This window comes from Microbacterium sp. NPDC059771, from assembly GCF_042732495.1.
Classification (GTDB): Bacteria; Actinomycetota; Actinomycetes; order Actinomycetales; family Microbacteriaceae; genus Microbacterium; species Microbacterium sufflavum.
In genome coordinates this window covers 1,308,908-1,335,307 of record NZ_JBHWHK010000001.1, presented here as the reverse complement: position 1 = coordinate 1,335,307, position 26,400 = coordinate 1,308,908, and the positions used below count along the sequence as shown (strand labels likewise).

Sequence of the window (26,400 nt, the reverse complement as noted above, 5' to 3'; positions counted from 1 at the left end):
CGCGCGGGGCGGGCGACACGGTAGCGTTTCTCCGGAGGTTACCCGATGACAACTGCCCCGCCCGCCCCGGCGACCGCCGAGCCCACCGGCGCCCTGGACCGCTTCTTCGAGATCAGCAAGCGCGGATCGACGATCGGCACCGAGATCCGAGGGGGCCTGGTGACGTTCGTCACGATGGCCTACATCGTGATCCTCAACCCGATCATCCTGTCCGGCAAACCCGACGTCGCCGGGAACATGCTGGACTTCAACGCGGTCGGTGCCGCGACCGCCCTGACCGCCGGCGTCATGACGATCCTGTTCGGGCTCGTCACGCGTCTGCCGTTCGGCTTCGCCGCCGGACTCGGCATCAACGCGTTCGTCGCGTTCTCCGTGGTCGGCCAGGTGACCTGGCCCGAGGCCATGGCGCTGGTGATGATCAACGGCGTCGTGATCGTGCTGCTCGCCGCCACCGGACTGCGCAAGGCGATCTTCGACGCGGTGCCGTTCCAGCTCAAGATCGCGATCACGGTCGGCATCGGCCTGTTCATCGCGTTCATCGGCTTCGTCAACTCCGGCTTCGTCACCGCGACCGGTGCCTCCTCGCCGCCCGTCGGGCTCGGGGTCAACGGCTCCGTCGCGACCGTGCCGAGCCTGCTGTTCGTGATCACGCTGCTGCTGACGGGCATCCTCGTCGCGCTGCGCATCAAGGGCGGCATGCTGATCGGCCTGATCGGCGGCACCGTGCTCGCCGTGATCGTCGAGGCCGTCTGGCACATCGGCGCCCGCGGCTTCGACGACGAGGGCAACGTGATCAACCCGGGCGGCTGGGGTCTGACGGTTCCCGCGCTGAACGGCTCCCCCGTGGGCGTGCCCGACCTGAGCCTGATCGGCGCGGTGGACTTCTCGTTCGACCTCGGCAAGGTCAGCCTCGTCGCGCTCGTGATGATCGTCTTCACCCTGCTCTTCACGAACTTCTTCGACGCGATGGGCACCATGACGGGTCTCGCGAAGGAGGCGAACCTGGCCGACGACAACGGCGACTTCCCGCGCATCAAGTCGGCGCTGGTGGTCGAGGGCGTCGGTGCGATCGCGGGTGGCGCGACCTCGTCGTCGTCGAGCACGGTGTTCATCGAGTCGGGCGCGGGGATCGGCGAGGGTGCCCGCACGGGCCTGGCCAACGTCGTGACCGGCGTGGTGTTCCTGATCGCGATGTTCCTGACCCCGCTCACCTCGATCGTCCCGACCGAGATCGCCGCGGCGGCCCTGATCATCGTCGGTGCCATGATGATGGCGCAGATCCGGCACATCGACTTCGGCGACTTCCGCGTGCTGCTGCCGGTGTTCCTCACGGTCTCCGTGATGCCGCTGACGTACTCGATCGCGAACGGCATCGGCGCGGGCTTCGTGAGCTGGGTGCTCATCCACGCGTTCTCCGGCCGGGCGAAGACCATCAGCCCGCTGCTGTGGGTGGTCGGTGCCGGCTTCCTGATCTTCTTCGCACGCGGACCCATCGAGGCGCTGTTCGGCGTCGGGATCTGACGAGCGGATCCACGGAGGGGCGGGTTCTGCGGCACCCGCCCCTCCGTGGTTTCCCTGGGCCTCAGGCGTAGGCGGCGGCGAACTCGGCGGACGGCTCGATCGGCTCGATCACGTCGATCAGCACCCCGCCGGGAGCCTCGACGATGAAGTGCCGCTGACCGAAGTCCTCATCGCGCAGGGCCAGCCGTTCGGTCAGTCCGCGCTCCCCCACCAGCCGGGCGTGCTCGGCGGCGGCGTCTGGCACCTCGACGTTCAGCAGCAGTCCGGTGACCGGTGCGCGGAGGCCCTCCGGGATGGTCTCGTGCGTGCGGTCGAGGATCGCGAGCTCTCCCCCGTCGAAGCGCAGGCTCACGTACCAGTCGGCCTCGAACGTCGTGTCGAATCCGAGCTCCTCGCGATAGAACCGCGCGGCCGCGGACACGTCGTCCACCATCAGCACCGGGTAGAAGCTGGTGATCTCCATCGTCACTCCTTTACATACTGCCTGTTTGTATTCGTCCGGCTAGAATACATACAACACGTACGTAAAGGAACCCGCATGCCCCGCGCCTCCGCCGCCGACGCCGCCGCCACGGCCCGCCGCATCCTCGACACCGCCACCGCGCACTTCGCCGAACACGGATACGCGGCGGCTTCGGTCGACGACATCGCCCGGGCCGCGGGCGTGACACGCGGCGCCGTGTACCACCACTACGACTCGAAGCCCGGACTGTTCGCGGCCGTCGCCGCCGCCGCGCAGGAGCGGGTCGCCGCCGCCATCGCGACCGCCACGCGCGACACCCCCGGCCCCGCCGCGCTCCGCGACGGCAGTCACGCCTTCCTCGACGCCATCACCGCGGGAACCGCCGCGCGCGTGCTGCTCGTCGACGGCCCCGCCGTGCTCGGCTGGCAGCAGTGGCGTCGCCTCGACGCCGAGGGGCCGGAGCAGGAGCTGCGTGCGGGACTGCGCGAGGCCGGGGTCCCGTCCGCACAGGTCGACGCCCTCACCGCCGCGCTGTCCGGCGCCATGAACGAGCTCGCCCTGTGGCTGGCCGCCCGCCCCGACGACACCGCGGCGCGACGGCAGGCACACCGCGCACTCGACCGCCTGCTCGACGCCGTGACGTCGGCGCACTGAGCCCGGACGCGACGAGGGCCTGGGCACGACGATGCCCCGGACATGACGATGCCCCGGACACGACGAAGGCCCCGGGGTGGAGCCCGGGGCCTTCGCTACCAGTGTACGCCTTACAGCGCCTCGATGATCTCGCGCATCAGCGCGGCGGTCTCGGACGGCGTCTTGCCGACCTTCACGCCCGCGGCCTCGAGGGCCTCCTTCTTCGCCTGCGCGGTACCGGCAGAGCCGGAGACGATCGCACCGGCGTGACCCATGGTCTTGCCCTCGGGAGCCGTGAAGCCCGCAACGTAACCGACGACCGGCTTCGTGACGTTCGCCTTGATGTACTCCGCCGCGCGCTCCTCGGCGTCGCCGCCGATCTCGCCGATCATCACGATCGCCTTGGTCTCGGGGTCGGCCTCGAACGCGGCGAGCGCGTCGATGTGCGTGGTGCCGATGACCGGGTCGCCGCCGATGCCGATGGCGGTGGAGAAGCCCAGGTCGCGCAGTTCGAACATCATCTGGTAGGTCAGGGTGCCCGACTTCGACACGAGACCGATCGGGCCCTTGCCGGTGATGTTTGCGGGCGTGATGCCGACGAGCGCCTCACCGGGCGTGATGATGCCCGGGCAGTTCGGGCCGATGATGCGGGTCTTGTTGCCCTTGCTCTGCGCGTAGGCCCAGGCCTCGGCCGAGTCGCCCACGGGAACGCCCTCGGTGATGACGACGAGCAGCGGGATCTCGGCGTCGATGGCCTCGATCATCGCGTCCTTCGTGAAGGCGCCGGGGACGAAGGCGATCGACACGTCGGCGCCGGTCTCCTTCATGGCCTCGGCGACCGAGCCGAAGACGGGGAGCTCGACGGCGTTGCCGTCCTTGTCCGTGTGCGAGACCGTGGTGCCGGCCTTGCGGGCGTTGACGCCGCCGACGACCTGGGTGCCGGCCTTGAGCATGAGCGCGGTGTGCTTGGTGCCCTCGCCGCCGGTGATGCCCTGGACGATGACCTTGGAGTCCTTGTTGAGGTAGATCGACATTTCTCTCGTCCTTCAGTCTCAGGCGTTGGCGAGCTCGGCGGCCTTGTCGGCGCCCTCGTCCATGGTTGCGGCCAGGGTCACGAGCGGGTGCGCGTACTCCGCGAGGATCGCGCGGCCCTCCTCGACGCGGTTGCCGTCGAGACGGACGACGAGCGGCTTCGAGGCCGTGTCGCCGAGGGTCTCCAGTGCCCCCTTGATGCCGTTGGCCACGGCGTCGCACGCCGTGATGCCACCGAACACGTTGACGAACACGCTCTTGACCTGCGGGTCGCCGAGGATGACGTCGAGGCCCGCCGCCATGACCTCGGCCGAGGCGCCGCCGCCGATGTCGAGGAAGTTGGCCGGCTTGACGCCGTTGTGGTTCTCACCCGCGTAGGCCACGACGTCGAGCGTGGACATGACCAGACCCGCGCCGTTGCCGATGATGCCGACCTCGCCGTCGAGCTTGACGTAGTTCAGGCCGCTCTGCTTGGCCTTGGCCTCGAGCGGGTCGGCGGCGTCCTTGTCCTCGAGCGCCTCGTGCTCGGGGTGGCGGATCTCCGACGCGTTGTCGTCGAGCGTGACCTTGCCGTCGAGGGCGATGATGTCGCCCTCCTCGGTGCGGACGAGCGGGTTGACCTCGACCAGCGTCGCGTCCTCGCCCTTGTAGACGTCGTAGAGCTTCACGAACACGTCGGCGACCTTCTCGACGAGGTCCTCCGGGAAGTTCGCGGCGCGGGCGATCTCGACCGCCTTGTCCTTGTCGATGCCCGTGAGCGGGTTGACCTCGACGCGGGCGAGGGCCTCGGGGCGCTCGACCGCGAGCTCCTCGATCTCCATGCCGCCCTCGACCGAGCAGAGGCTCAGGTAGGAGCGGTTCGCACGGTCCAGCAGCACGGAGAAGTAGAACTCCTCGGCGATGCGAGCGCCCTGCGCGACCATGACGCGCTTGACGACGTGGCCCTTGATGTCGAGGCCGAGGATCGCCTTCGCGGCCTCGTACGCCTCATCGGGGGTCTTGGCGACCTTGACACCGCCGGCCTTGCCGCGGCCACCGGTCTTGACCTGGGCCTTGACGACCACCACACCGCCGATCTTCTCGGCGGCCGCCTTCACCTCCTCGGGGGTGTCGGCGACGATGCCGGCGAGGACCGGCACTCCGTACTTCTCGAAAACGTCTCGTGCCTGGTACTCGTACAGATCCACTGTGGTTCCTTCACTGGGCTGCTGTTGGTCTGGTGATTCTCTCGATGTCGAGACATCGACCAGTCCCCCAGCCTACTACCTCGGCCTGACCGCTCCGGAGCGCGGGGCGGGCGGCGATGACCGTGGCGGCCGGTCGACGAGGACCTAGGATTTCGTCATGCGAGACTTCCCCGAATCGCGCGACGCCGTCGTCGCCGCCGCCCTCGAGCTCTTCCGGACCCAGGGCTTCGACCAGACCTCCGTCGAGCAGATCGCGAAGGCCGCGGGGGTGTCCCGCTCGACCTTCTTCCGACAGTTCGGCGGCAAGGAGGATGTGGTCTTCGCCGACCACGAGGTCCTGCTGGATCAGCTCAGGGAGTTCCTCGCCGAGGGGCACGACGACCCGTGGGCGGCGGTATGCGCGGCGTCGGAATCGGTGTTCGCGCACTTCTCCAGCGACCCGGAGATGGCACGTCGCCGCTACCAGATCGTGCGCCAGGTGCCGGTGCTGCGCGAGCGGGAGATCATCACGGTGTTCCGCTACGAGCGACTGTTCGACGAGTACCTGCGCGGCGCCCTCCCCGGCGTCGATCCGCTCGACGCGGTCGGGTTCGCGGCGCTCGTCACCGCGGTGCACAATCACGTGCTGCGCCAGCTGCTGCGTGGCCGCAGGAAGGTGCCGCTGTCGACCCTGCAGTCGGCGCTCGCGGATGTGCGGCGCCGCTACGGCGTCGCGGACGGGTCCGCCGCGGATGCCCCGGACGACGTGGTGGTGGCGGTGTTCCCGCGGGCGATGCCCGTCGCCGAGGTCACACGGCGGCTGCGCTCCCGGCTCGACTGATACCGCGGCGGGCTCGGGGCTCGTGGGACCCAGTATCGAGGAGTACGATACTCAGGTCCACGAAGGAGCACCCATGAGCATCGAAGCCTCCCCGTTCCCCGGCGAGCGCGTCTCGTCGTACGACGTCACCGGCCGGCAGGACAGCGACTACTACGCCGTGTTCACCGACATCCCCGCGGCCGACCGCGAGGCCTGGGACCGCGCCAAGGCGTACGTCGACGAGGTCGCCCCGCAGATGGCCGAGGCCTGGGACCGCGCCGAGTACCCCCTCGACGCCGCCCGCCGCATGGGCGAGCTGGACCTCGTGGTCGACGGCATCGACCACCCGTCGCTCACGCGCCTCTCCCCGCTCGCCGCCGGGCTGGTCAACATGGAGATCTCCCGCGGCGACGGCTCCCTCGGCACGATCCTCGCGGTGCAGGGCGGCCTGGCCCTTCGAACCCTCGCACTGTTCGGCTCCCCCGCCCAGCAGGAACGGTGGCTCACTGCGCTGGCGGACGGCTCCGTGCTCGGCTCGTTCGCACTGACCGAGCCCGACCACGGGTCCGACTCCGTCTCCCTGGAGACCACCGCGCGCCGCGACGGCGACTCCTGGGTGCTCCGCGGCACCAAGAAGTGGATCGGCAACGGCGCCTCGGGCGGCATCACGTTCGTCTGGGCCCGGGTCGACGACGAGTCGGCCGCGGAGCACGGCGCCGTGCGCTGCTTCCTCGTCGAGCAGGACACCCCGGGCTACACCGGCACCGTGATCCGCGGCAAGGCCTCGCTGCGCGCGATCCACCAGGCCCACATCCGCCTCGACGACGTGCGCGTGCCCCTCGACGCCGTGCTCCCGGGGACGACGAGCTTCAAGGATGCGTCGACCGTGCTGTACGCCACGCGCTCGGGTGTCGCGTGGTCGGCCCTCGGCCACGCGACCGCCTGCTACGAGGCCGCGCTGGCCTACGCGAAGGAGCGCGTGCAGTTCGGCAAGCCGCTCGCCAAGTTCCAGATGGTGCAGGAGCGGCTGACGCACATGCTGGAGGACCTCACGGCGATGCAGCTGTACTGCCGCCGGATGGCCGACCTGGAGCAGGCGGGGCAGCTGCGGCCGACCCAGGCCTCGCTCGCGAAGTTCCACAACACCCGCGCCGCCCGCCGCATCGCCGCGACCGCCCGCGACCTCCTCGGCGGCAACGGCATCCTGCTGGAGAACGGCGTGATGCAGCACCTCGCCGACATCGAGGCCATCCACACCTACGAGGGCACGGAGTCGGTGCAGGCGCTGCTGCTCGGCCGCGACATCACGGGGATGAGTGCCTTCGCCTGACGCCGGGCGCCTGCATCACACGGTCGCGGGTCAGTCGCAGCCGCAGCCGCCCGCGGGCGTCTTCACCATGAAGCACACGTCGCACACGCCGTAGTCGCGCTCGACGGGCTTGGGCGCCGCGGGCGTGCGCGGGGCCGCGGGAGTGCGCGGCGCGGAGGATCGCTTGGCCCGCACGGCGGTCGGCGGCGCGAACTCGCTCGGGTGCGTCACGTAGAAGTACGGTGCGCGCCCCTCGCTCGGCTGCAGTCGCAGGCGGGTCGAGCCCACCGTGACCACCTCGTCCTCCGTGAATCCGTTGGTGTAGGTGCGGCCGATGTGCAGCGCCGCGCCGTCGCCCCGGCGGATGGCCTCGATGTAGCGACCGCGGTCGATCAGGGAGGTCACCCCGATCTGGTCCACGATCTCGCCGATGAAGGCGTGGTTCACCGGATCGATGCGGTGGGCGCGGAGCGCCTCCGGCAGCGAGCGGTACGGACGGGAGGTGCCGGCGGGGGTCGGGCCCTGGACTTCATTCATCCCTTCCAGGATCGCACGGCGCAACCCCCTCGGCCGACCGTCTGCCGCATGCGAGACTGGCGCCATGCCCCTCGCGACGATCATCGGCTCCGGACCGAACGGCCTCTCGGCGGGCGTCGCGCTGGCCAGAGCCGGATACCGGGTACGCGTGCTCGAAGCGGCGGAGACCGCGGGCGGTGGTCTGCGCACGACCGAGGGGACCACGCTCCCGGGGTTCCGGCACGACGTGTGCTCCGCCGTGCACCCCGCCGCCCTCGCCTCGCCGTTCTTCCGGGCCTTCGGCCTCGACGAGCGCGTCACGTGGATCCGGCCCGACATCTCCTTCGCCCACCCGCTCGACGACGGGCGAGCGGCCATCGCGTGGCGCGACCTCGAACGCACCGCGGCCGACCTCGGGCCCGACCGCGACGCCTGGCTGCGACGACTGCGGCCGCTCACCACGCACATCGACGGCGTGACCGACTTCACCGGCAACCAGCTCCTGCGCATCCCGCGCGACCCCGTCACCGCGGCGCGCTACGCGGTGCGGATGCTGGATCAGGGCACTCCCCTCGCCCGCGCCGCCTTCCGCACCGACGAGGCCGCCGCCCTGATGGCGGGGGTCGTGGCGCACGCGAACTCGCCGCAGCCGACGCTCGCGGGCGCGGCGGCGGGGCTGCTGCTGGCCGCGCTCGCGCACGCCGGAGGGTGGCCGTACCCGCGCGGGGGATCCCAGACCATCGCGGACGCCCTGATCGCCGATCTCGAGGCGCACGGCGGCACCGTCGAGACCGGGGTGCACGTCGGCGACCTCGCCAGCCTCGACGGGGGCGACCCCGCGCGCGGCGACGTGCTGCTGCTGAACACCTCGCCGCGGCTCGCCCTCACGCACCCCGACATCCCCGCCCGCTATGCCAGGGCCGTGCGTGCCTACCGCTACGGTGCGGCCGCCGCCAAGGTCGACTTCGCCCTGGACGGCCCCGTGCCGTGGGCCAACCCGCACGTGCGGAACGCCCCGACCGTGCACGTGGCCGGAGACCGCGACGAGGTGTGGAACAGCGAGAACGCGGTGGCGATCGGGCGCGTGAGCGACCGGCCCTACGTGCTCGCGGTGCAGCCCTCGGTGTTCGACCCGACGCGGGCTCCGGAGGGCAAGGCCGTGCTGTGGGCCTACATCCACGTCCCCGGCGGCAGCGACCTCGACCCCACCGAGCTCATCACGGCACAGGTCGAGCGGTTCGCTCCGGGGTTCCGCGACCGCATCCTCGCCCACCACGCGGTGCCGGCGTCCTCCCGCGAGGCCCTCAACCCGGCCGAGATCGGCGGCGACATCTCCGGGGGCGTGTTCGACATGCGGCAGGCGCTGCGGCGTCCCGTGCTCTCCCCCGCACCCTGGCGCACCCCGATGCCCGGCGTGTACCTCGCCTCGGCCTCGACCCCGCCCGGCCCCGCGGTCAACGGCATGGCCGGCTGGCACGCGGCGCACACCGTGCTGCGCGACGCGGGCACGCCGGCGGAGCTGGGCGACCTGTTCGGCTGACCGCAACCCCTTCCTCCCCGCGACGCCCGCGGTCCAGGATGGGTGCATGCGCTACGAGATCCCCGCCCCCATGCTCGCCAAGGCGACCGCCACGGTGCCCGACCCCGTGAAGCATCCCGGCGGACTGCTCTTCGAGCCGAAGTGGGACGGCTTCCGCGGGCTGATCGCCTGGGACGGCGAGACCGTCGAGATCGGATCCCGCGGCGCGAAGCCCCTCACGCGCTACTTCCCCGAGCTCGTCGACGTGATCCCTGAGCTGCTCCCCGGCCCGTGCCTGCTCGACGGGGAGATCGTGGTGGCGACCGGGCCGCAGGGAGCGCAGCGGCTGGACTGGGAAGCCCTCAGCCAGCGCATCCACCCGGCCGCCTCGCGCGTCGCGAAGCTCGCCGCGGAGACCCCTGCCATGTTCGTGGCCTTCGACCTGCTCGCGTACGGCGAAGACGACCTGCAGACGCAGAGCTTCGAGACGAGGCGCGCCCGGCTGGAGAGCGTGATGGAGGCGGTCGAGCATCCCCTGCACCTCACCCGCACCACGCGCGACCGCGACGCCGCCGTCCGCTGGCTCGAGGAGTTCGAGGGTGCCGGGCTCGACGGCGTCGTGGCGAAGCCGCTCGACCAGCCCTACGCGCCGGGCAAGCGCACCCTGCTCAAGATCAAGCATGCCCGCACCGCCGACGTGGTCGCGCTCGGCTACCGCATCCACAAGTCCGGCTCAGGGGTGGGCTCGCTGCTGGTCGGGCTGTACGACGCCGACGGGACACTGCGCCAGGTCGGCGGTGTCGCGGCCTGGAGCGACGCGCGGCGCCAGCAGCTGGTGGAGGAGCTCGCGCCGCTCGTGGAGCGCGACGCCTCCGGAGCGGCCGTGACGGGCGAGGGTGAGCGTTCGCGGTTCAGCGGGTCGAAGGACGTGTCGTTCGTGCGCCTCCGCCCCGAGCGCGTGCTGGAGGTGCGGTACGACCAGCTGGAGGGTGCGCGCTTCCGCCACACGGTGCAGTTCGAGCGGTGGCGACCCGACCGGGACGCGCGCTCCTGCACGTACGACCAGCTCGACACGGTCGCGGGTTACGACCTCGCCGACGTGCTCAGCTGAGCCGCGTCAGTCCTCGACGGGGTTGCCGTTCTCGTCCCAGTTCGCGGCGTTCTTCTTGCTGGGCTGCACGCGCGGCGGCTCGCCGGGCATCTTGGGGAACTCGGGCGGGAACGGCAGCTCGCCCAGCCCCGCCGCCAGGTCTCGCTCCCACCACTCCAGGAGGGTGTCGATGCGTCCCGGCGTCGCCTGCATGTCGGCCCACGGGTCGCCGATGTCGTCGAGTCGCTGCGGGATGCTGCGCACCGTGAACGAGCGCGGATCGACGTCGTCGAGCTCGTCCCAGTGCACCGGCGTCGAGACGGTCGCTCCCGGGAGCGCACGGGGGCTGTAGGCGCCGGCCATGGTGCGGTCGCGGTTGGCCTGGTTGAAGTCCACGAACAGCCGCTCGCCGCGCTCCTCCTTCCACCAGTTCGTCGTGACCCGGTCGGGCATGCGTCGTTCCAGCTCGCGCCCTGCCGCGATCACCGCGTGCCGCACGTCGAGGAACTCGTGCGTCGGCTCGATCGGCGCGAACACGTGCAGGCCGCGGTTGCCGCTCGTCTTCGCGAACGCCTCCAGACCGGCCTCGCGCAGCACCTCCCGCAGCGCGTGGGCCGCGGGCACGGCCTCGGCGAAGCCGGTGCCGGGCTGGGGGTCGAGGTCGATGCGCAGCTCCACCGGGTTGTCGGAGTTCTCCGCCAGCGACGCCCACGGGTGGAACACGATCGTGTTCATCTGCACCGCCCACACGATCGCGCTGGGCCGGGTGAGCACGATCTGCGGGTGTCGGCGGCCGCTGTTGTACGTCACGGTCACGGCATCGACGAAGTCGGGGGTGCCCTTGGGTGGGTTCTTCGAGAAGAAGCCCTCCGCCCTCGGCTCCCCGCTCGCGCCCACGCCGTCGCGGAACCGTTCGAGGGACACGGGGCGATGGCCGTTGGCCGACAGGAACGGCTGCGCGACCTGCTGCACGTACTCCGCCAGCTCGGCCTTGGTGATGCCGAGGTCGGGCCACACCACCCGGTTCGGGCTGGAGAGGGAGACCTCGCGCTCCCCGTCGGGGTCGGAGACGGTCAGGGTCACGCGTTCGGAGGCCATGATCCGACCCTAGGGCGCACCCCCGACGGGCGGAACCCCCGGCGGCCGGGGGAACACGCTCGGCTCAGTCGTCGATCTGCACGGCGCGGACGAGGACCGGTGCGAGGGCGTCGCGCTCCACCACGATCGACGGACCGGCGGAGTCCACGATCACGCCCGCCATCTCGGCGTGACTCGTGAGCACCTTCGCCAGCTGCTCCGGCTCGAACGGCAGCGGCCGGTCGCCACGCCCCAGGGCGATGACCTCCAGCGGGTGCGAGAAGAGCTGCAGGAACCGGCGTCCGTCGGCGGTCTGGGCCTCGGCGATGCCGACCTGACCGGTTCCGGATCCGTCGTTCACGGCCACCCACATACGCGTCGTCGCGAGGGCCTCCCCCACCTTCGCGGGGGTGTCCTGCGCGCGCGGACCGGCGATCAGGGACTTGACCGTCATCTCGGTGTCGGCCTGCTCGAGCGTCTTCTCCAGCAGCTCCGTGGGGAACACCACGCGGTGCGGCGCCGAGGCGTTGTCGATGATGAGTCCGGCGAACTCCCCCGCGACCACGTGCTGCATGACCGAGGTGGACGGCTGCGCGACCGCCGACGTCGCGGAGGGGTCACCCTCGAGCTGCACGGAGTCGCGCACCGCGGCCGCCGAGCTGAACGCGAGCATGAACTGACGGTCGCCGTCGCGCACGACCGCGACCGCGAGCGGCTTGCCCTCGCTGATCTGCTCCCTGGCGTCGCCGTTCACGCGGATGAACAGGTGACTCTGCAGCGCCTGCCGCAGCACCCCGAGCAGCTGCTCGTTGGACGCTCCGGCCTCGATCTGGGCCAGGGCCTCGCGCAGCAGGACGTTGTCCTTCATGCCGGGAACGCTCTCCGTCTGCTCCGGCGGGAGGGCCGGGGCCAGCGGCAGCTTCCGCTCCTGCGGCGTCGCGGGCTGCCCGGTCGGGCGCGCGGCGGGGACGGTCGCGGAGGGTGCGGAAGCGGTGGCGGGAGAGGTGGCGGTGGCGGGAGAGGTGACCGTGGGGGCGCTGGGGTCCGGCTCGGCAGCGGGGGGCGCGACCTCGGGGCCGGCCTCGGCGCCGACGCCGCGGAACGCCTGCACGGAGATTCCCACGGTCGGCGTCGCGGCGGCCTCGGGCGCAGGATCCGTACCCTCGGTCGCCGGCGCTCCGGTCGCGGAGGCAGTTCCCTCGGGCGCGCTCGCCTCGGACGCGGTTCCCTCGGGCGCGGTTCCCTCGGGTGCGGTCGTCTCAGGCGCGGTCACCTCGGGCGCGGTCGTCTCAGGAGACTCGACCGGGGTGGACTCGACCTCGGGGGAAGCGACAGCGTCGTCGCCGGACTTCTTGCGGCGGGAGAAGAGGGCCATATGAGCCAGCCTAACCGTCTGCGTGTTCCGGCCCCGCGCGCGGCGCTACAGCTTCTCGATCGGCGCGACCTTGATGAGCAGCTTCTTCTGCCCCGCCGTGTCGAACCGCACGTGGGCGATCCGCTTCGCCCCCTCGCCCGTGACCGCGTCCACGCGGCCCTCGCCGAAGTCGACGTGCCGGATGCGGTCGCCCGCCGCGAGCTCCAGGTCGCCGTTGTCGCGCATCTTGGCCGTCACCCGGTTGGGGATCTTGTCCATCGCGGTCGACAGGGGCTTGAGCGACTCCCGCGGCAGCGGCTTGACGCCGAACCGGTCGCCGGAGCCCGAACCGCCGAAGCCGCCCGAGCGCCGCGCGTTGAGCGCCCTCGACTGCATGCCGCCGCGCGAGTTCACGTCGCCGGGCGACTGCCGCCAATCGATCAGCGCCGCGGGGATCTCCTGCAGGAACCGGCTCGGCATCGCCACCGACACCTCGCCGAACTGAGCCCGCGTCATCGCGAGCGACAGGTGCAGGCGCTTGCGGGCGCGGGTGATGCCGACGTAGAACAGTCGACGCTCCTCCTGCGGCCCCCCGGGCTCCCCCGCCGAGATGCGGTGCGGGATGAGGTCTTCCTCCACACCCGTCACGAACACCGCGTCGTACTCCAGGCCCTTGGCGGTGTGCATCGTCATGAGCGACACCGACCCCGACTCGTCGTCGAGGTCGTCGGCGTCGGACACCAGGGCGACCTCGGTGAGGAAGTCGGTGATCGTGCCCTCGGGGTTGTTGCGCGCGAAGTCGCGGGTCACGGCGACGAACTCGTCGAGGTTCTCCACGCGCGCCTCGTCCTGCGGGTCGCGGCTGGCGCGCAGCGCGTCGAGGTAGCCGCTCTTGGACAGCAGCAGGCTCAGACCGTCGGCGACCGACGTGGGCGGCGGCACCTCGCCCGTGGCGGGCAGCATGATCGCGGTCGCCTCCGCGAGCACGGCGTCGAGCTGCGCGATCGCGGCCTGGATCTTGGGCCCGACACCGAGCTGACCGGGCATCGACAGCGCCTCCCGGAACGTGATGCCGTGCTCGTCGGCGAACCGGGCGATCGCGGTCTCGGTCACATCGCCGATGCCGCGCCGCGGCTTGTTGAGGATGCGGCGCACCGCCATCTCATCGGCCGGGTTCGCGACGGCGACCAGGTAGGCCAGCGCGTCCTTGATCTCGGCGCGCTCGTAGAACTTGGTGCCGCCCATGATCTTGTAGGGCACGGCCGAGCGGATGAAGATCTCCTCCAGCGCGCGCGACTGCGAGTTCGTGCGATAGAACACGGCCATCTCGGAGTACGGCATGCCGGCGCGGTGCAGCGCCTCGACCTCGTCGGCGACGAACTGCGCCTCGTCGTGCTGCGAGTAGCCGGTGAACCCGATGATCTTGTCACCGTCGCCCCGGTCGCTCCAGAGCTTCTTGTCCTTGCGGTCGAAGTTGTTGCCGATCACGGCGTTCGCCGCGGAGAGGATGTTCTGCGTAGAGCGGTAGTTCTGCTCCAGCAGCACGACCTTCGCGCCGGGGAAGTCGCGCTCGAACTCGCTGATGTTGCGGATGTCGGCGCCGCGGAACGCGTAGATCGATTGGTCGGAGTCGCCGACCACCGTGAGCGAGGCTCCCGGTTCGCCCGCGCCCGCGGAGGGCTCGGGGTCGGGCTCGAAGATCATCATGCCGTTCGAGGCATACGGATCGGGCGCCGATCCGACACCCGACACCGGACGCGTGAGTTCGTGGATGAGCGCGTACTGGGCGTGGTTGGTGTCCTGGTACTCGTCGACCAGGATGTGCCGGAACCGCCGCCGATACGTGTCCGCGACCTGCGGGAACGCCCGGAACAGGTACACGGTCTGCCCGATCAGGTCGTCGAAGTCGAACGCGTTCGCGCGCTGCAGCTGCCGCTGGTAGTCGGCGAACACCTCGACGAACACGCGCTCCGCCGGATCGGTCATGTTCGCCTGGCGCGCATAGGACTCGGCGTCGGACAGCTCGTTCTTGAGCTTGGAGATGCGCCCCTGCACCGAGGCGGGGGTGAGGCCGTACGCGTCGGCCTCGTGCTCCTTGACCAGGCGCTTGATGAGCGCGCGCGAGTCGCCGGAGTCGTAGATCGTGAAGTTCTTCGTGAAGCCGAACTGCTGCGCTTCGCGGCGGAGGATGCGCACGCAGGCCGAGTGGAAGGTAGAGATCCACATGCCCCGCGCGGCGTCGCCGATGATGCCCTCGACACGCTCGCGCATCTCGCCGGCGGCCTTGTTCGTGAAGGTGATGGCGAGGATCTGGCTCGGCCACGCCTCGCGGTTGCGGAGCAGCGAGGCGATGCGGCGCGTGAGCACGCTGGTCTTGCCCGACCCCGCCCCCGCGACGATCAGGAGTGCGGGGCCGCGGTAGGTGACGGCCTCGAGCTGCTGCGGGTTCAGGCCGGCGAGGAGGTCGTCCTGTGCGGGGGCGCCGGAGGACTGGGGGCCGACGGATCCGGGGACGATGAGAGGGGCTTCGGTCATGACCTTACGAGTCTAGGCGGCGGCACCGACATCGCGGTCGCGGGAGTCGTACGTACGCCGAGAGGGGCGCGCGAGCCTCGCCCGCGCGCCCCTCCGCCCGATCAGTGCGCGCGACGGCGGCGTCCGACCGCCACCGCACCGGACGTGAGCAGCACGAGCGCCAGCACCGCCGCCGCGACCGGAAGCTCTGCGCCCGTGGCAGCGAGGCCGCCCGCGGCGCCCGTGCCCTCCGCGATGCGCAGGTCAGCCCAGCCCAGCAGGGCTCCGTCCGCCGCGTAGACCGCGATGCGGTGGGCGCCAAGGGCCGCGTCCGCCGGGACCGTGACCGTGAGGGCGCCCGTCGCCGAGAGGGTCCCCGTGGCGAGGCGCACCGGGTCGGAGTACAGCCACACCTCGGCGGCGGTGCCGGCGGCGGCGGAGCCGACCGTGACCGTGACCCGCTGGCCCCGGCTCGCGACCGCCGGGTCGACCGTCACGCCGTGGCGGTTGCCGTCGACGAGGTCGGTCCCCGGCAGCGGCGGCGTGCCGGTGCCCGGGTTCTCGCCGTCCACGCCGCCTGGCAGCGTGCCCGTGCGCAGCGCCTGCGCGGCGAAGCCGTCGGCGAACCACCACACCGGGCGCTGTCCGTCGACAGACAGCGAGGCCGGCGCGGTCGCGAAGCCCTCGTTGTTGATGTCGGGCATGCCCGCTGGTCGCGCATAGTGGGCGATGCCCGGCTGTGCGGTGCCGTTGAGGGTGATCTCGGCCGAACGACCCTGGCAGCCGTCGTCGCAGACCGCCCACAGCGTGTTCCGCACCGTGTCCCAGTGGAGGGCCATGACGCCGGCGAGACCCGGCGCGAGCTCCGACACCAGGGTCGCGGTGCCGTCCGCGGCGAGCGCGAAAGCGTAGACGTGCCCGTTGTCCTCCACCGCGACCAGGAACAGGCCGCTGCCGTGACCGGCGTGGTCGGCGGGGTCGTAGGCGGCGCCCGTGGTGTCGTCGAAGAGCTTCCCGGCGAGCGCCGCGTCCGGCACCCACTGCACGGCCTCCACGCCGAGGTTCGCGCCGACCGCGGGAAGCAGTGCCGTCAGATCCCACTCCTGCAGGGCGACCAGGTCTCCGGCGTTCGCCTCGGGGTCGACCTTCAGCACGACGTTCCGGTTCACGCCCTTCGCGCTGTTGTCGCGCTCGGAGGCGACGTAGACGAAGCCGTCGCCGTCGACCGTGATGCCCTCGGTGTCGGGGCCGGCGGCGCCGGGGTCCTGCGCATCCTTCTGGAAGCGGACGCGCTTGCCCTCGTCCCAGCCGTCGGCCTTCTCGACCGAGCCGTCGGCGTGCGCATCGAGCTTCCAGATGCGCCCCTCGCCGTTGTCCACGGCCCACAGCACCGCACCGTCGGCCGTCTCCTGCACGTCGAGGCCGGAGCTGTCCTCCAGGAACGTCGGGGTCTCGTCGACCACGCGCACCTCCGCGGAGCCGGGCCACACGCCCACCGGCACCTCGCCGGCGCACACGTTCGCTGCACCCTTGGTCGACTCCGCAGTGACCGCGAAGGCGCCCGTCAGATCGGGGCAGCGGCCCCAGGTGACGGCCGCGTGCCCCTCACCCCAGCTGGTCTCGTCGACGAGCAGATCGCCGTCGAACAAACGCACCGCGTCGCCTCCGCCGAGGCCGAACCCGAGCTGCGCGCGCTCGATCACGAGGTAGCCGCCCGCGGCGATCGAGGTGCCGGCGGGGATCGCGTAGGCGTGCGCGTCGTCGTCGTCCTTCACGACGATGCCCGACACGTCGAGGGCCGCCGTCGTCGGGTTCACGAGCTCGACCCAGTCGTCGGGCGAGCCGCCGTCAGACTCCACCTCGTTGATGCGCACCGGGTTGCCGCAGGCGTTGCGCGCTCCCTTGGTGGCGGCTGGTGCATCGATGAACTCGCCCGAGCCGTCGGCGCAGCGCGCCCACACACCCTCGGCGTGTGCGGGGTACACGTGCTGATCGACCGCGGTGCCGTTCGCGTCGCGGATCGTCACGGTGTCGCCGTTGCCGAGCCCGAAGACGAAGTCCTCGGGCTGGTCGAACACCAGGTAGCCGCCGGGCGCCAGCACGGTGCCGGCGGGAAGCGGCGTGGTCTCGGCGGCGTGCCCGACCGGGTCGTTGTCCATCACGGTCCACCCCGACAGGTCGACCGGCGTGCTGCCGGTGTTGATGACCTCGACCCAGTCGGTGGCGTCGCCGTTCGACTCGATCTCGTTGATCGCGACCGACGGCAGGACGCAGGAGTTCGCCGCTCCCGGGGTCGCGTAGGCGAGCACGAACGCGCCGACCCCGTCGGGGCAGCGGGCCAGAGTGGCCGCGGCGGCGTCCCCGTCGATCACGGCATGACCCTGCCAGGGCAGCGTGTCGTCGATCATCGCTCCCGACGCGTCGAAGAGACGGATGCGGTCGGCGCTGCCGATGCCGATCGGGTCGCGGAACGCGGTCTCGACGCCGTCGACCAGGCCGATCGTGCCCTCCTCCACCACGAGGAACTGTCCCGCCGCGATCTGCGTGCCCGGCAGGAACGTCCAGCGGTGGTCGTCGGAGTTGTCGCGGATCTCGTATCCGGAGAGGTCGAGCGCCTCGGTGCCCGGGTTGTGGAACTCCACCCAGTCGGCGGGCTGCGAGTCGACCTCGTTGATGCGGATCGAGCCGTCGACGGGCGCGACGCTGCAGTCGTTGGGCGCTCCCGGGGTCACCGCGGTCGCCGGCGCCCAGGCCCCCGTGCCGTCGGGGCAGCGCGCCCATACCGACAGCGGGGCCGTGTTGTCGTACGCGTAGGAGTCGACCTCGACGCCGCTGGGGTCGACGAGCACGACCTCGTCGCCCTTGCCGAGCCCGTACGGGAAGTCCACGTCCTTCACGAGCACGAGGAACTCGCCGGGCGCCAGCACCGTGCCCTCCGGTGCTCGACCGACGCTGTCGCGCTTCTCGTCGGCGATGGTCCAGCCCGCGAGGTCCACGGGGGTGTCGCCCGCGTTGTACAGCTCGACCTGGTCGGCGAGCCCGGTGGGCGCGTCGTCGTAGACGATCTCGTTCAGTACGAGCCCCGACGGGTCGGCGACCGACGCGGTCTCTTCGGTCGGACGGACGCCGGTGGCGGCGACCGCGGCGGGGGCGGCGAGCAGGGCGGCGGCGCTCAGTGCGCACACCGCCGCGACCGCCGCTGCGGACTGCAAGCGGGGCATGGAGTCTCCTGGAGGGATCGCCCGGACGGGCTCAGACGGGTATGAGCCCAGACCACCGACCCCCGGTGGACGCCGTCGGTCCGCCCGGTGCACGGACGGTGAACGGCGGGTGGCGATCCCGCGGCCTCCGTCGCTGTTTCATCCCGATATCCCAAAACCCCTGCGTCCGCGTACCCGCGACTTCGACTTACCGTGGCCCGCACGAGGCCCGGATTCCGACCGGTCCTGATGCCCGGGTCCACCAGTTTCGAGGGAGTAGCAACGTGCAAACGACAGTCAATTCCGGGCGGGGATCCCGATTCTCCGCCGCCATTTTGACGGCCCTGTTGGCCTTCATGCTGACCATCGGGACAGCAGAGCAGGCTAGCGCGGCGATGCATTGGCGTCCATGGCAAAGCGGTTTCAAATCGATCAGCACCTGCGAAGCTCGCTGGAAGCACCTGAAGTCGTCTGGCCTCGCGGCCAAGTACGGCCTCTATGATCACCAGTGCCGTCGCGACACGAAGGCTCCCGGTTACCCATGGCCGCCTTATAAATACGCGCTCTGGGTCCTGGAAGACAACCCCTACGACCCCTGCGGATGCTGATGCCCCCTATCGAACCCCTTACAGCATTCCTCGGCGTGGGCTCGACGGTGACATGCACGGGCGCTCTTCGACGAGAGGGCGATTCCCAGCTTGAGATCGAGCGCCCCTCCGAACCACCGCTTCCAGGAGCGCGACTGCGTCTCACCGATCCGAGCGCCGAACTTCTGGCCGCTCAGGACGGCGGCCTCGTGCAGATCCAGGCAACGGTGACGGAGCGTGCGCTCCGGGTGATCTCGGCGCGTCCAGCGTTAACGCGCGAACCGCCGGCGAGATTCCGCGGAATCGAGGAGCATGTTCCCGCGCCGTTCGACGCGCCGTTCACCGAGGACGTAGCGAACCTGCTGTTCTCCGACGATCCGCCCCTCGCGGCCGAGTGGGTTCCGTTGTGCCAGGAGCGTCACGGGTCACGCCACTACCTTCACTACGTGGTGGCGTACGACGTCGACACGGTGCGGGATCGACTACGCCCGTTCTTCGGCGACGATCTCCGCGTCGTAGCCTCCGCCCACACGCTCGCGCAGGTGCGCGATGCACACGCTCGAATCGTCCGCGCCGATCCGCTCAACCTCGAAGCCGTGGGAAGTCGTCTCGATGCGGAGGGCCATCCTGTGCTCACCGTTCAGACCCTGTTCCCCGACGACGACCTTCGCGTGTTGGCGGCGTCGGACGTCAGAGCACTCGTCGAGTACTCGAGCTGGGTCAGAGAATCCGAGCACAGGGCGTGACCTCCCGTACCGTCAGGCGATCCGCGTGCCGGGCGGCAGGCGTCGCGCGGGCGTGCGGGTGCGCGCCCAGGCCCCGGCGAACAGCGATCCGGCGATCACGACCTGCACCCCGAGCCCCACGAACCAGCTGGGCACCGACGACTCGATGACCTCCTGCGGTGTGCGGTAGTTCCCGTCCGTGTCGCACTCGTCCCACCTCTGCTCCAGCGGTGACTGCTGGGCGCTGCGCAGGCCGTACTTGATCTGGCCGAACAGGTCGACGGGGTAGCCGTCCGAGGAGAACTCGGTGGGCGTGGCGTCCGCGAGCACCACGAACGGGTTCGCGGCGAGCGCCCACCACACCAGGTCGAAGCGCGGCGCCTCGTAGGTCGTGGAAACCTCCCACCGGTCGCACTCGACGTTGCCGTTCGCGTCGTACGGACGGCTGTAGCTGGTGGCCTCGCTGCGGATGGCCATGCCGCCCAGCGCGAAGACGATCAGCGTGCCGACCACGAGCCCCGAGACGACGAGGTAGGTGGCCGCGACGGAGAACAGGGGGCGCGCGATGAGCCCGCTGAGCCCGACCCCGATCGCGGCCACCACCACGATCTCGGCCGCGAGCACGAGCAGCGACACCAGGAGCACGAGCGGATCGGCGCCGCCACCGAGCAACGACAGCGCCAGGAACGGCACGGCGACGAGCAGGAACGCCCCGCCGGTCGCGATGGCGGCGAGGAGCTTGCCCAGCATGATGTCGCCGGTCGACGCGGCCGTGACCTGGATCGCACCGAGGGTGGCGGCATCGCGGTCGCCGTTGATCGCGTTGCCGCTGAGCGTCGGCGAGACGAGCACCACGAGCAGCAGCACGATGTTGACGACGATGGAGTACACCCCGGCGCCGACCGCGTCGCCCCAGGAGTACACGGCGAACGCGAGCCCGGTGATGCCCAGCAGCACGAGGGCGAAGACGCCGAGGAGCACGTACCAGCCGACGCTCCGCAGCCGCTGCGTGAGTTCGAGCCGGGCGATGATGCCGATGTTCGCGAGACTCATGCGCCGGCCTCCGTTCCTTCGGTGGTCGCGGGCGATGTGGCCGCGGGCGGGGCGGGCGGTGGCGGGGTCGGCGCGGTCGCCGGCTGTGCGGGCGCGGGGTGCTGCAGGTGCAGGAACGTGTGCTCGAGGTCGCTCTGCGCCGGTGCGAACTCCGCCACGGGCAGTCCCGCCTCCACGAGCCGCCGCAGCGACTGGGCGGCCGCGTCCTCCCCGGCGAACCCCACGAGCACGGCGCCGCGGTCGACGGCGAGCGACTCGGGCGCGAGGCCGAGCTGCGATGCCACCTGCCAGGTGTCGGCGCTCAGACGCTCCGGGGTGACGCCCGCCAGGCGGATGCGCCACGCGCGCACGCTGCTCTGCGCGGGGGCGGCGTCGACCACCGATCCGGCGACGAGGAACACGGCGTCGTCGACGACCTCTTCGAGCTCCGACAGGATGTGGCTGGAGATGAGGATCGTGCGACCCTCGGCCGCGAACCGGCGCAGCAGCACCCGCAGCTGCACGCGCGCTTCGGGGTCGAGCCCGGAGGCCGGCTCGTCGAGGAGCAGCACCTGGGGGTCGTGCACGAGGGCGCGGGCGAGGCCGAGCTTCTGCTTCTGTCCGCGCGACAGCACCTTGGCCGGCGAGTCGGCGAGCTCGCCCAGGCCGACGAGGGCGAGCAGCTGCTGGGCGCGGACGGCGGCATCCGCGGCGGTGATGCCGTAGAGCCGGGCGGTCGTGACGATGGTCTCGCGGGCGGTGAGCGAGGGCCAGGCGCCGAGGGCGTCGGGCATCCAGCCGAGCAGTCGCCGGGCCGCGAGCGGATCTTCGGCCGGGTCGACGCCGCCGATGCGGATCGTGCCGGTGTCGGGTGCCAGGAGCGACGCGAGCATGAGCAGCAGCGTGGTCTTGCCCGCACCGTTGGGCCCGACCAGTCCGGTCACCTTGCCCGGTTCCGCGCGGAGGGTGGCCGAGCGTACGGCCTGCACCGTCCCGAAGGCCCTGCTGACGTCCTGCACCAATATTCCGGTCATGCGGTCAGTCTGGCATCGGTTCGCGCGCCCACCCGGGACCTCCGGGCGGATCCCCAGCCGCGCCCGCGACCGGATGACACAATCGCAGAATGCGCACGATCCTCAACATCATCTGGGTCATCCTCGCCGGCTGGGCCCTCTTCCTCGGCTATCTGCTCGCCGGAGTGCTGCTGTGCATCCCGATCGTCACGATCCCCTGGGCGATCGCCTCGTTCCGCATCGCCCGCTACGCCATCTGGCCCTTCGGCCGCGAGGTCGTCAGCAAGCCGACCGCCGGCGTCGGCTCGTTCCTCGGCAACGTGCTCTGGGTCATCCTCGCGGGCTGGTGGCTCGCGATCGGGCACATCGTCTCCGGCCTCGCCCTGTGCGTCACCATCATCGGCATCCCGATGGGCATCGCCGACTTCAAGATGATCCCGGTCTCCCTCATGCCCCTCGGCAAGGAGATCGTCTCCACCCGCCGCGGCGCCTTCGACCGTACGCTCTGACCCGCGGACGTCAGCCCCGGAAGAACGCGACACCCAGGTCGGGGTGGTCGACGAACACGCCGTCCACGCCCTGCCGCGCGATCGCGTCCCACTCGGCCTCGTAGTCGCCGAACGCCCCGCGCCCGCCGTCGCCGCGGAACCGCGGGGCGAGGAACGCGTTCTCGGGGCGGCAGGTCCACGTGAACACCGACAGGCCGCGGGCGTGGGCATCCGCGACGATCGTGTTCCCCTCGGCCAGCAGCATCTTCTTGTCGACGCTGATGCCGTCCACCTCACCCACCAGCGCGTCGAGCCCCGCGGGCGTCACCGTCTCGGGGTACGTGCGCGCCCGCTTCCCCTGCGCGACGGCCAGGTCGTACGGACGCCCCTTCGCCTCGATCAGATACACGTACGACGCCGGCATCCCGAGGGCGCGCAGCTGCCGCAGCACGGTCGACTCGAAGCTCTCGATCACCAGCGGCAGCGCGCCGTCCGCCCATCCGGCCTCGCGCAGCTCCGCGGCGATGAGCGGCGCCAGGTCGAGACCGGCACTCGCGAAGTAGGTGGCGTGCTTCACCTCCAGCACCACGCCGATCTCCCTGCCGTGCTCCACCGACCCCTCGCGCACGAGGTCGAGCACCTCACGCAGCCGCAGGATCGCCTGGCCCCCGTCGAAGCTCGCGCTCGACACCCGCACCTCGGGCAGCCGCTCGCGGGTGCGCAGCGTGGCGAGCTCGTCCCACGTGAAGTCCTCGGTGAACCAGCCGGTCAGCGTCGCGCCGTCCACGCGCTTGGTCGTCCGGCGATCGGCGAACTCGGGGTGTTCCGCGACGTCGGTCGTGCCCGAGATCTCGTTCTCGTGGCGCACGATCAGCACCCCGTCCTTCGTCGCCACCACGTCGGGCTCGACCGCGTCCACGCCCATCGCCAGCGCGAGCTCATAGGAGGAGCGGCTGTGCTCCGGGCGATAGCCGGGGGCTCCGCGATGCCCGATCACGAGCGGGTTTTTCCTGGGCACGCTCACAGCGTAGAACACCCCGCGCGTGTCGCCGCCCGGGTATCGTGGAGGAAAGCGACCTACTACCCCCCTTTGGAGTGAGGCCCACCAATGAGCAACTTCGCTTTCAACAATCCTGCGTTCCAGCAGCAGGACCCGCGCAACGTCGCGACATATCCCGGCGCTCCGCAGGCTGCTCAGGGTGCGCAGAACGCCTCGTTCACGCACGCCTCCGTCGACGCCGCCACCAACGCGCAGCTCGAGGGCATGTACGCGGCGCCGCCCGCCGGCGCCATCGAGACCGACCGCATGTCGGTCGAGGACACGGTGTGGAAGACCGCTGGACTGTTCGCGATCCTCCTCGTCACCGCCGCGGTCGGCTGGGTGTGGACCCTCGGCGGCATCTCGGCCCCGCGCTTCGACCCGTACGGCGGCAACACCGTCAACATGCTGCCGTGGATCATCGGTGCGCTCGGCGGCTTCGTGCTCGCGATGGTCATCACCTTCACCTCGCGCAAGACGGTCCGCCCCGCGCTGATCTTCGCCTACGCGGCGTTCGAGGGCCTGTTCATCGGCGGCATCTCCGCGTTCTTCGAGGTCCGCTGGCCGGGCATCGTGTTGCAGGCGACGCTCGCCACGATCGCTGTGGTCGGCGTCACCCTGGCACTGTTCGCGAGCGGCAAGATCCGTGCCTCCAAGAAGGCCACCAAGATCTTCCTCGTAGCCATGATCGGCTATCTGGTCTTCTCGCTGCTGAACCTCGTGCTGATGTGGACGAACGTCCTGCCCGCTGAGCAAGCCTTCGGTCTGTACAGCGCGAAGATCATGGGTATCCCGCTCGGTCTGATCATCGGCGTGCTCGTGGTCATCATGGCCGCGTATTCGCTGGTGCTCGACTTCGACCAGATCCAGCAGGGTGTGCGCAACGGCGCTCCCCGCAAGTACGGCTGGCTCGGCGCCTTCGGCATCATGGTCACCGTCGTCTGGCTGTACGTGGAGATCCTGCGGATCATCGCGATCGCCCGCGGCAACAACTGACGCCCGTCGCGACAGAGGCCCGTCTCCCCTCGGGGAGGCGGGCCTCTTGCCATATCCGGGGAGTGCGGCGCAAGGGGTTGGCACGCGACTGCCGATCGCGGCACTGTGGATATCACGAAGCCCCGGCACCCCGGGGCTCCCGACATCAAGGAGCTGACCATGAGCTTTCTCGGCTTTCTTCTCCTCGGCCTCATCGCCGGAGCCATCGCCAAGCTGATCCTGCCCGGTAAGCAGGGAGGCGGGTGGTTCGTCACGCTGCTGCTCGGCGTCGTCGGCGCCCTGCTCGGAGGATGGCTCGGCAGCCTGATCCTCAACCGTCCTCTCACGGAGTTCTGGGACCTCGGAACCTGGCTCCTCGCCATCGGCGGCTCGATCATCGTGCTGCTGATCTACGGCCTCATCGTCGGCCGTGGCCAGAAGGTCAACGACTGACGCGCGACCCCACTCGACGCGCCCCCGCGTCATCACGCCCGTCCCTCACGGCTGCGACAGCATCCGTGAGGGGCGGGTCTTTTCGTTTCCCCCGGACCCGTCCTCGCGGGGATGGCCCGGCCCTACGGCGGGGCTCAGCTCACCGCCCCGCGGGCCTTGCGCTCCAGCAGCGCACGCTCGCGGTCGTTGCCCGCGATGCCCGCGGCGACCGCGAACTCGCTGCGGGCCTCGTCTTCCCGCCCGAGACGCCGCAGCAGCTCGCCACGCGTCGCCGGGAGCAGGTGATAGCCGCGCAGCGCGCCCGACGCCGCGAGCTGGTCGACGATGCGCAGCGCCGACGCGGGGCCCGTGGCCATCGCCACCGCCGCGGCGCGGTTCAGCTCCACGACCGGGGACGGGGCCAGGCGACCGAGCGCCTCGTACAGCAGCACGATCCGATCCCAGTCGGTGTCGTCGACCGAGGCCGCGATGGCATGGCACTCCGCGATCGCCGCCTGCAGGCCGTACACCCCGCGACCGCGTCCCAACCCGTCCGCCGTCGCCAGCGCGGCGCGACCCCGGACGATGCGACTGCGATCCCAGCGGCCACGATCCTGATCCGCGAGCAGCACCGGGTCGCCGTTCGCGTCGCGGCGGGCCGGGAACCGGGCGGCGGTGAGCTCCATCAGCGCGAGCAGACCGTGCACCTCCGGCTCGCGCGGCATCAGCGCCGCCAGCACGCGCGCGAGACGGATCGCCTCCTCGCTCAGCTCCGGACGCATCCACTCCGGGCCGCTGCTCGCCGCGTGCGCCTCGTTGAACACCAGATACAGCACGCCCAGGACCGCCCCGAGCCGCTGCGCATGCTCGTCGCGCGGCGGCACCTCGAACGGCGCATGGGCCGCCGCGAGCGTCTTCTTGGCCCGCACGATGCGCTGCTGCACGGTCGCGGTCGGCACCAGGAACGCCCGGGCGATCTCCTCGCTCGACAACCCGCCGACCACGCGGAGGGTCAGCGCGACCTGCGCCTCCCTCGACAGCACGGGGTGGCACGCGATGAAGATGAGCCGCAGCACGTCGTCGTCGACCTCATCGGGGTCCCACGGATCCCGCCCCTCGGCCTGCTCGCGCTCCAGGTCGTGCGCGATCAGGGCCAGACGGTCGTCCAGCCGCTCCCGACGCCGCCACGCGTCCACCGCCTTGCGCTTGGCGACCGCGGTGAGCCACGCGGCCGCATTGCGCGGCACCCCATCGACGGGCCACTGGCGCAGTGCGTCGACCAGCGCCTCCTGCGCCAGATCCTCGGCGAGCCCGAAGTCGCCGACCATGCGGGTGAGCGCGCCCACGATGCGTGCGGACTCGATGCGCCACACCGCGGCGACGGCCCGCTCCGCCGACCCCTCTGCGGGGGCGGAGCGTGCCGTCACGTCGTGCGCGTCCATCGGCCGGCGGTCACTGCTGCTCGGCGCGGCGGGCCTGCTCCTCGCGCCAGCCCGCCTCCTTCTCGATCCACTCGTTGTCGGCGGGGAAGTCCTCCGGGCCGGTCACGCGGCGCACCTCGAGGTACGACCCGGGTCCGAGCGGCGCACGGCTCGCCCACTCCGCAGCCTCCTCGCGCGACGACACCTCCACGATCCAGAAGCCGTTGAACAGCTCCTTCGTCTCCCCGTAGGGGCCATCGGTGATCAGCGGCTTGTCGGCGCTGAAGTCCACCACGAAGCCCTCCGCGGCGTCCGTCAGACCCTCGCCGGCGACCAGCACGCCCGCCTTCATCATCGACTCGTTGTATCGGCCCATGGCCTCGATGACCTGCTCGAAGGGCATCTCCTGGTACGCCGCCACCGCGTCGTCGGTCGCGCGCATGATGAGCATGAACTTCATGATGTTCTCCTTGT

24 protein-coding genes are annotated in these 26,400 nt (G+C 71.0%); 11 read left to right on the top strand and 13 right to left on the bottom strand.

Annotated features, from left to right (window positions below):
* The first annotated feature begins 45 nt into the window (after positions 1 to 45).
* Positions 46 to 1,521: an NCS2 family permease gene (locus tag ACFV3I_RS06410; protein WP_136031023.1), complete on the top strand. Its 1,476-nt coding sequence runs from the start codon at positions 46 to 48 to the stop codon at positions 1,519 to 1,521.
* 61 nt (positions 1,522 to 1,582) lie between these two features.
* On the opposite strand, the gene ACFV3I_RS06405 is transcribed toward ACFV3I_RS06410, so the two are convergent.
* Positions 1,583 to 1,984, bottom strand: coding sequence for a VOC family protein (locus ACFV3I_RS06405; protein WP_378822571.1), 402 nt, complete (start codon positions 1,982 to 1,984; stop codon positions 1,583 to 1,585).
* Positions 1,985 to 2,059: 75 nt separating this feature from the next.
* Here ACFV3I_RS06405 and ACFV3I_RS06400 point away from each other — a divergent pair, with 75 nt between their 5' ends.
* Complete coding sequence (locus ACFV3I_RS06400) at positions 2,060 to 2,638, top strand: TetR/AcrR family transcriptional regulator (protein ID WP_378822570.1); 579 nt, start codon at positions 2,060 to 2,062, stop codon at positions 2,636 to 2,638.
* A gap of 110 nt (positions 2,639 to 2,748) precedes the next feature.
* Here ACFV3I_RS06400 and sucD read toward each other — a convergent pair whose 3' ends face one another.
* Positions 2,749 to 3,651, bottom strand: a complete 903-nt coding sequence (sucD, locus tag ACFV3I_RS06395; protein WP_136036215.1) for a succinate--CoA ligase subunit alpha — start codon at positions 3,649 to 3,651, stop codon at positions 2,749 to 2,751.
* Between the two features lie 18 nt (positions 3,652 to 3,669).
* Positions 3,670 to 4,836, bottom strand: a complete 1,167-nt coding sequence (gene sucC, locus ACFV3I_RS06390; protein ID WP_136031181.1) for an ADP-forming succinate--CoA ligase subunit beta — start codon at positions 4,834 to 4,836, stop codon at positions 3,670 to 3,672.
* 157 nt (positions 4,837 to 4,993) lie between these two features.
* On the opposite strand from sucC, the gene ACFV3I_RS06385 reads away from it, so the two are divergent.
* Positions 4,994 to 5,656 (top strand): TetR/AcrR family transcriptional regulator, encoded by a 663-nt coding sequence (locus tag ACFV3I_RS06385; protein ID WP_136031183.1) that lies wholly within the window; start codon positions 4,994 to 4,996, stop codon positions 5,654 to 5,656.
* Positions 5,657 to 5,729: 73 nt separating this feature from the next.
* On the top strand, positions 5,730 to 6,965 hold the full coding sequence (locus ACFV3I_RS06380) for an acyl-CoA dehydrogenase family protein (RefSeq protein WP_136031185.1): 1,236 nt from the start codon (positions 5,730 to 5,732) through the stop codon (positions 6,963 to 6,965).
* A gap of 30 nt (positions 6,966 to 6,995) precedes the next feature.
* Here the strand turns inward: ACFV3I_RS06380 and ACFV3I_RS06375 are convergent, their stop codons facing one another.
* Complete coding sequence (locus ACFV3I_RS06375; protein ID WP_136031186.1) at positions 6,996 to 7,481, bottom strand: hypothetical protein; 486 nt, start codon at positions 7,479 to 7,481, stop codon at positions 6,996 to 6,998.
* A gap of 64 nt (positions 7,482 to 7,545) precedes the next feature.
* On the opposite strand from ACFV3I_RS06375, the gene ACFV3I_RS06370 reads away from it, so the two are divergent.
* Together ACFV3I_RS06370 and ACFV3I_RS06365 are read left to right on the top strand one after the other, a co-directional pair.
* The gene (locus ACFV3I_RS06370) at positions 7,546 to 9,000 is read left to right on the top strand and encodes a phytoene desaturase family protein (protein ID WP_378822569.1); all 1,455 of its coding nucleotides are present in this window, start codon (positions 7,546 to 7,548) and stop codon (positions 8,998 to 9,000) included.
* Positions 9,001 to 9,046: 46 nt separating this feature from the next.
* Positions 9,047 to 10,090 carry an ATP-dependent DNA ligase gene (locus ACFV3I_RS06365; protein ID WP_136031190.1) on the top strand — a complete coding sequence of 348 codons (1,044 nt, stop codon included), beginning with the start codon at positions 9,047 to 9,049 and terminating at the stop codon, positions 10,088 to 10,090.
* 6 nt (positions 10,091 to 10,096) lie between these two features.
* Here ACFV3I_RS06365 and ligD read toward each other — a convergent pair whose 3' ends face one another.
* The 4 genes from ligD to ACFV3I_RS06345 all read right to left on the bottom strand — a co-directional run bounded on the left by ligD (position 10,097) and on the right by ACFV3I_RS06345 (position 18,235).
* Positions 10,097 to 11,167, bottom strand: coding sequence for a non-homologous end-joining DNA ligase (gene ligD / locus ACFV3I_RS06360; protein ID WP_136036211.1), 1,071 nt, complete (start codon positions 11,165 to 11,167; stop codon positions 10,097 to 10,099).
* 64 nt (positions 11,168 to 11,231) lie between these two features.
* Complete coding sequence (locus ACFV3I_RS06355; RefSeq protein WP_378822568.1) at positions 11,232 to 12,521, bottom strand: SseB family protein; 1,290 nt, start codon at positions 12,519 to 12,521, stop codon at positions 11,232 to 11,234.
* Positions 12,522 to 12,566: 45 nt separating this feature from the next.
* Positions 12,567 to 15,035, bottom strand: coding sequence for an ATP-dependent helicase (locus ACFV3I_RS06350; RefSeq protein ID WP_136033538.1), 2,469 nt, complete (start codon positions 15,033 to 15,035; stop codon positions 12,567 to 12,569).
* 101 nt (positions 15,036 to 15,136) lie between these two features.
* Complete coding sequence (locus tag ACFV3I_RS06345; RefSeq protein ID WP_378822567.1) at positions 15,137 to 18,235, bottom strand: lamin tail domain-containing protein; 3,099 nt, start codon at positions 18,233 to 18,235, stop codon at positions 15,137 to 15,139.
* A gap of 263 nt (positions 18,236 to 18,498) precedes the next feature.
* Between ACFV3I_RS06345 and ACFV3I_RS06340 the strand changes: the two genes are divergently transcribed.
* Both ACFV3I_RS06340 and ACFV3I_RS06335 read left to right on the top strand, forming a co-directional pair.
* Positions 18,499 to 18,822, top strand: a complete 324-nt coding sequence (locus tag ACFV3I_RS06340) for a hypothetical protein (RefSeq protein WP_168443103.1) — start codon at positions 18,499 to 18,501, stop codon at positions 18,820 to 18,822.
* On the top strand, positions 18,816 to 19,547 hold the full coding sequence (locus ACFV3I_RS06335; RefSeq protein WP_206251646.1) for a hypothetical protein: 732 nt from the start codon (positions 18,816 to 18,818) through the stop codon (positions 19,545 to 19,547). The genes ACFV3I_RS06340 and ACFV3I_RS06335 overlap by 7 nt, the downstream gene beginning before the upstream one ends.
* A 12-nt stretch (positions 19,548 to 19,559) precedes the next feature.
* On the opposite strand, the gene ACFV3I_RS06330 is transcribed toward ACFV3I_RS06335, so the two are convergent.
* Positions 19,560 to 20,579 (bottom strand): ABC transporter permease, encoded by a 1,020-nt coding sequence (locus tag ACFV3I_RS06330; RefSeq protein WP_136033543.1) that lies wholly within the window; start codon positions 20,577 to 20,579, stop codon positions 19,560 to 19,562.
* Positions 20,576 to 21,592: an ABC transporter ATP-binding protein gene (locus ACFV3I_RS06325; RefSeq protein WP_136033545.1), complete on the bottom strand. Its 1,017-nt coding sequence runs from the start codon at positions 21,590 to 21,592 to the stop codon at positions 20,576 to 20,578. The genes ACFV3I_RS06330 and ACFV3I_RS06325 overlap by 4 nt, the downstream gene beginning before the upstream one ends.
* An 89-nt stretch (positions 21,593 to 21,681) precedes the next feature.
* Between ACFV3I_RS06325 and ACFV3I_RS06320 the strand changes: the two genes are divergently transcribed.
* Complete coding sequence (locus tag ACFV3I_RS06320; RefSeq protein WP_136033547.1) at positions 21,682 to 22,080, top strand: YccF domain-containing protein; 399 nt, start codon at positions 21,682 to 21,684, stop codon at positions 22,078 to 22,080.
* A 10-nt stretch (positions 22,081 to 22,090) separates the two neighbouring features.
* On the opposite strand, the gene ACFV3I_RS06315 is transcribed toward ACFV3I_RS06320, so the two are convergent.
* Complete coding sequence (locus tag ACFV3I_RS06315) at positions 22,091 to 23,077, bottom strand: glycerophosphodiester phosphodiesterase family protein (protein WP_378822566.1); 987 nt, start codon at positions 23,075 to 23,077, stop codon at positions 22,091 to 22,093.
* A gap of 90 nt (positions 23,078 to 23,167) precedes the next feature.
* Between ACFV3I_RS06315 and ACFV3I_RS06310 the strand changes: the two genes are divergently transcribed.
* Positions 23,168 to 24,094, top strand: a complete 927-nt coding sequence (locus ACFV3I_RS06310) for a Bax inhibitor-1/YccA family protein (RefSeq protein WP_136033551.1) — start codon at positions 23,168 to 23,170, stop codon at positions 24,092 to 24,094.
* A 159-nt stretch (positions 24,095 to 24,253) separates the two neighbouring features.
* Positions 24,254 to 24,526, top strand: coding sequence for a GlsB/YeaQ/YmgE family stress response membrane protein (locus ACFV3I_RS06305; RefSeq protein WP_136033553.1), 273 nt, complete (start codon positions 24,254 to 24,256; stop codon positions 24,524 to 24,526).
* Between the two features lie 134 nt (positions 24,527 to 24,660).
* On the opposite strand, the gene ACFV3I_RS06300 is transcribed toward ACFV3I_RS06305, so the two are convergent.
* Positions 24,661 to 25,947, bottom strand: a complete 1,287-nt coding sequence (locus ACFV3I_RS06300; RefSeq protein ID WP_378822564.1) for an RNA polymerase sigma factor — start codon at positions 25,945 to 25,947, stop codon at positions 24,661 to 24,663.
* Positions 25,948 to 25,957: 10 nt separating this feature from the next.
* A complete protein-coding gene (locus ACFV3I_RS06295; protein WP_136033557.1) occupies positions 25,958 to 26,386 on the bottom strand; it encodes a YciI family protein in 429 nt (142 codons plus the stop codon).
* Between the last annotated feature and the right edge of the window lie 14 nt (positions 26,387 to 26,400).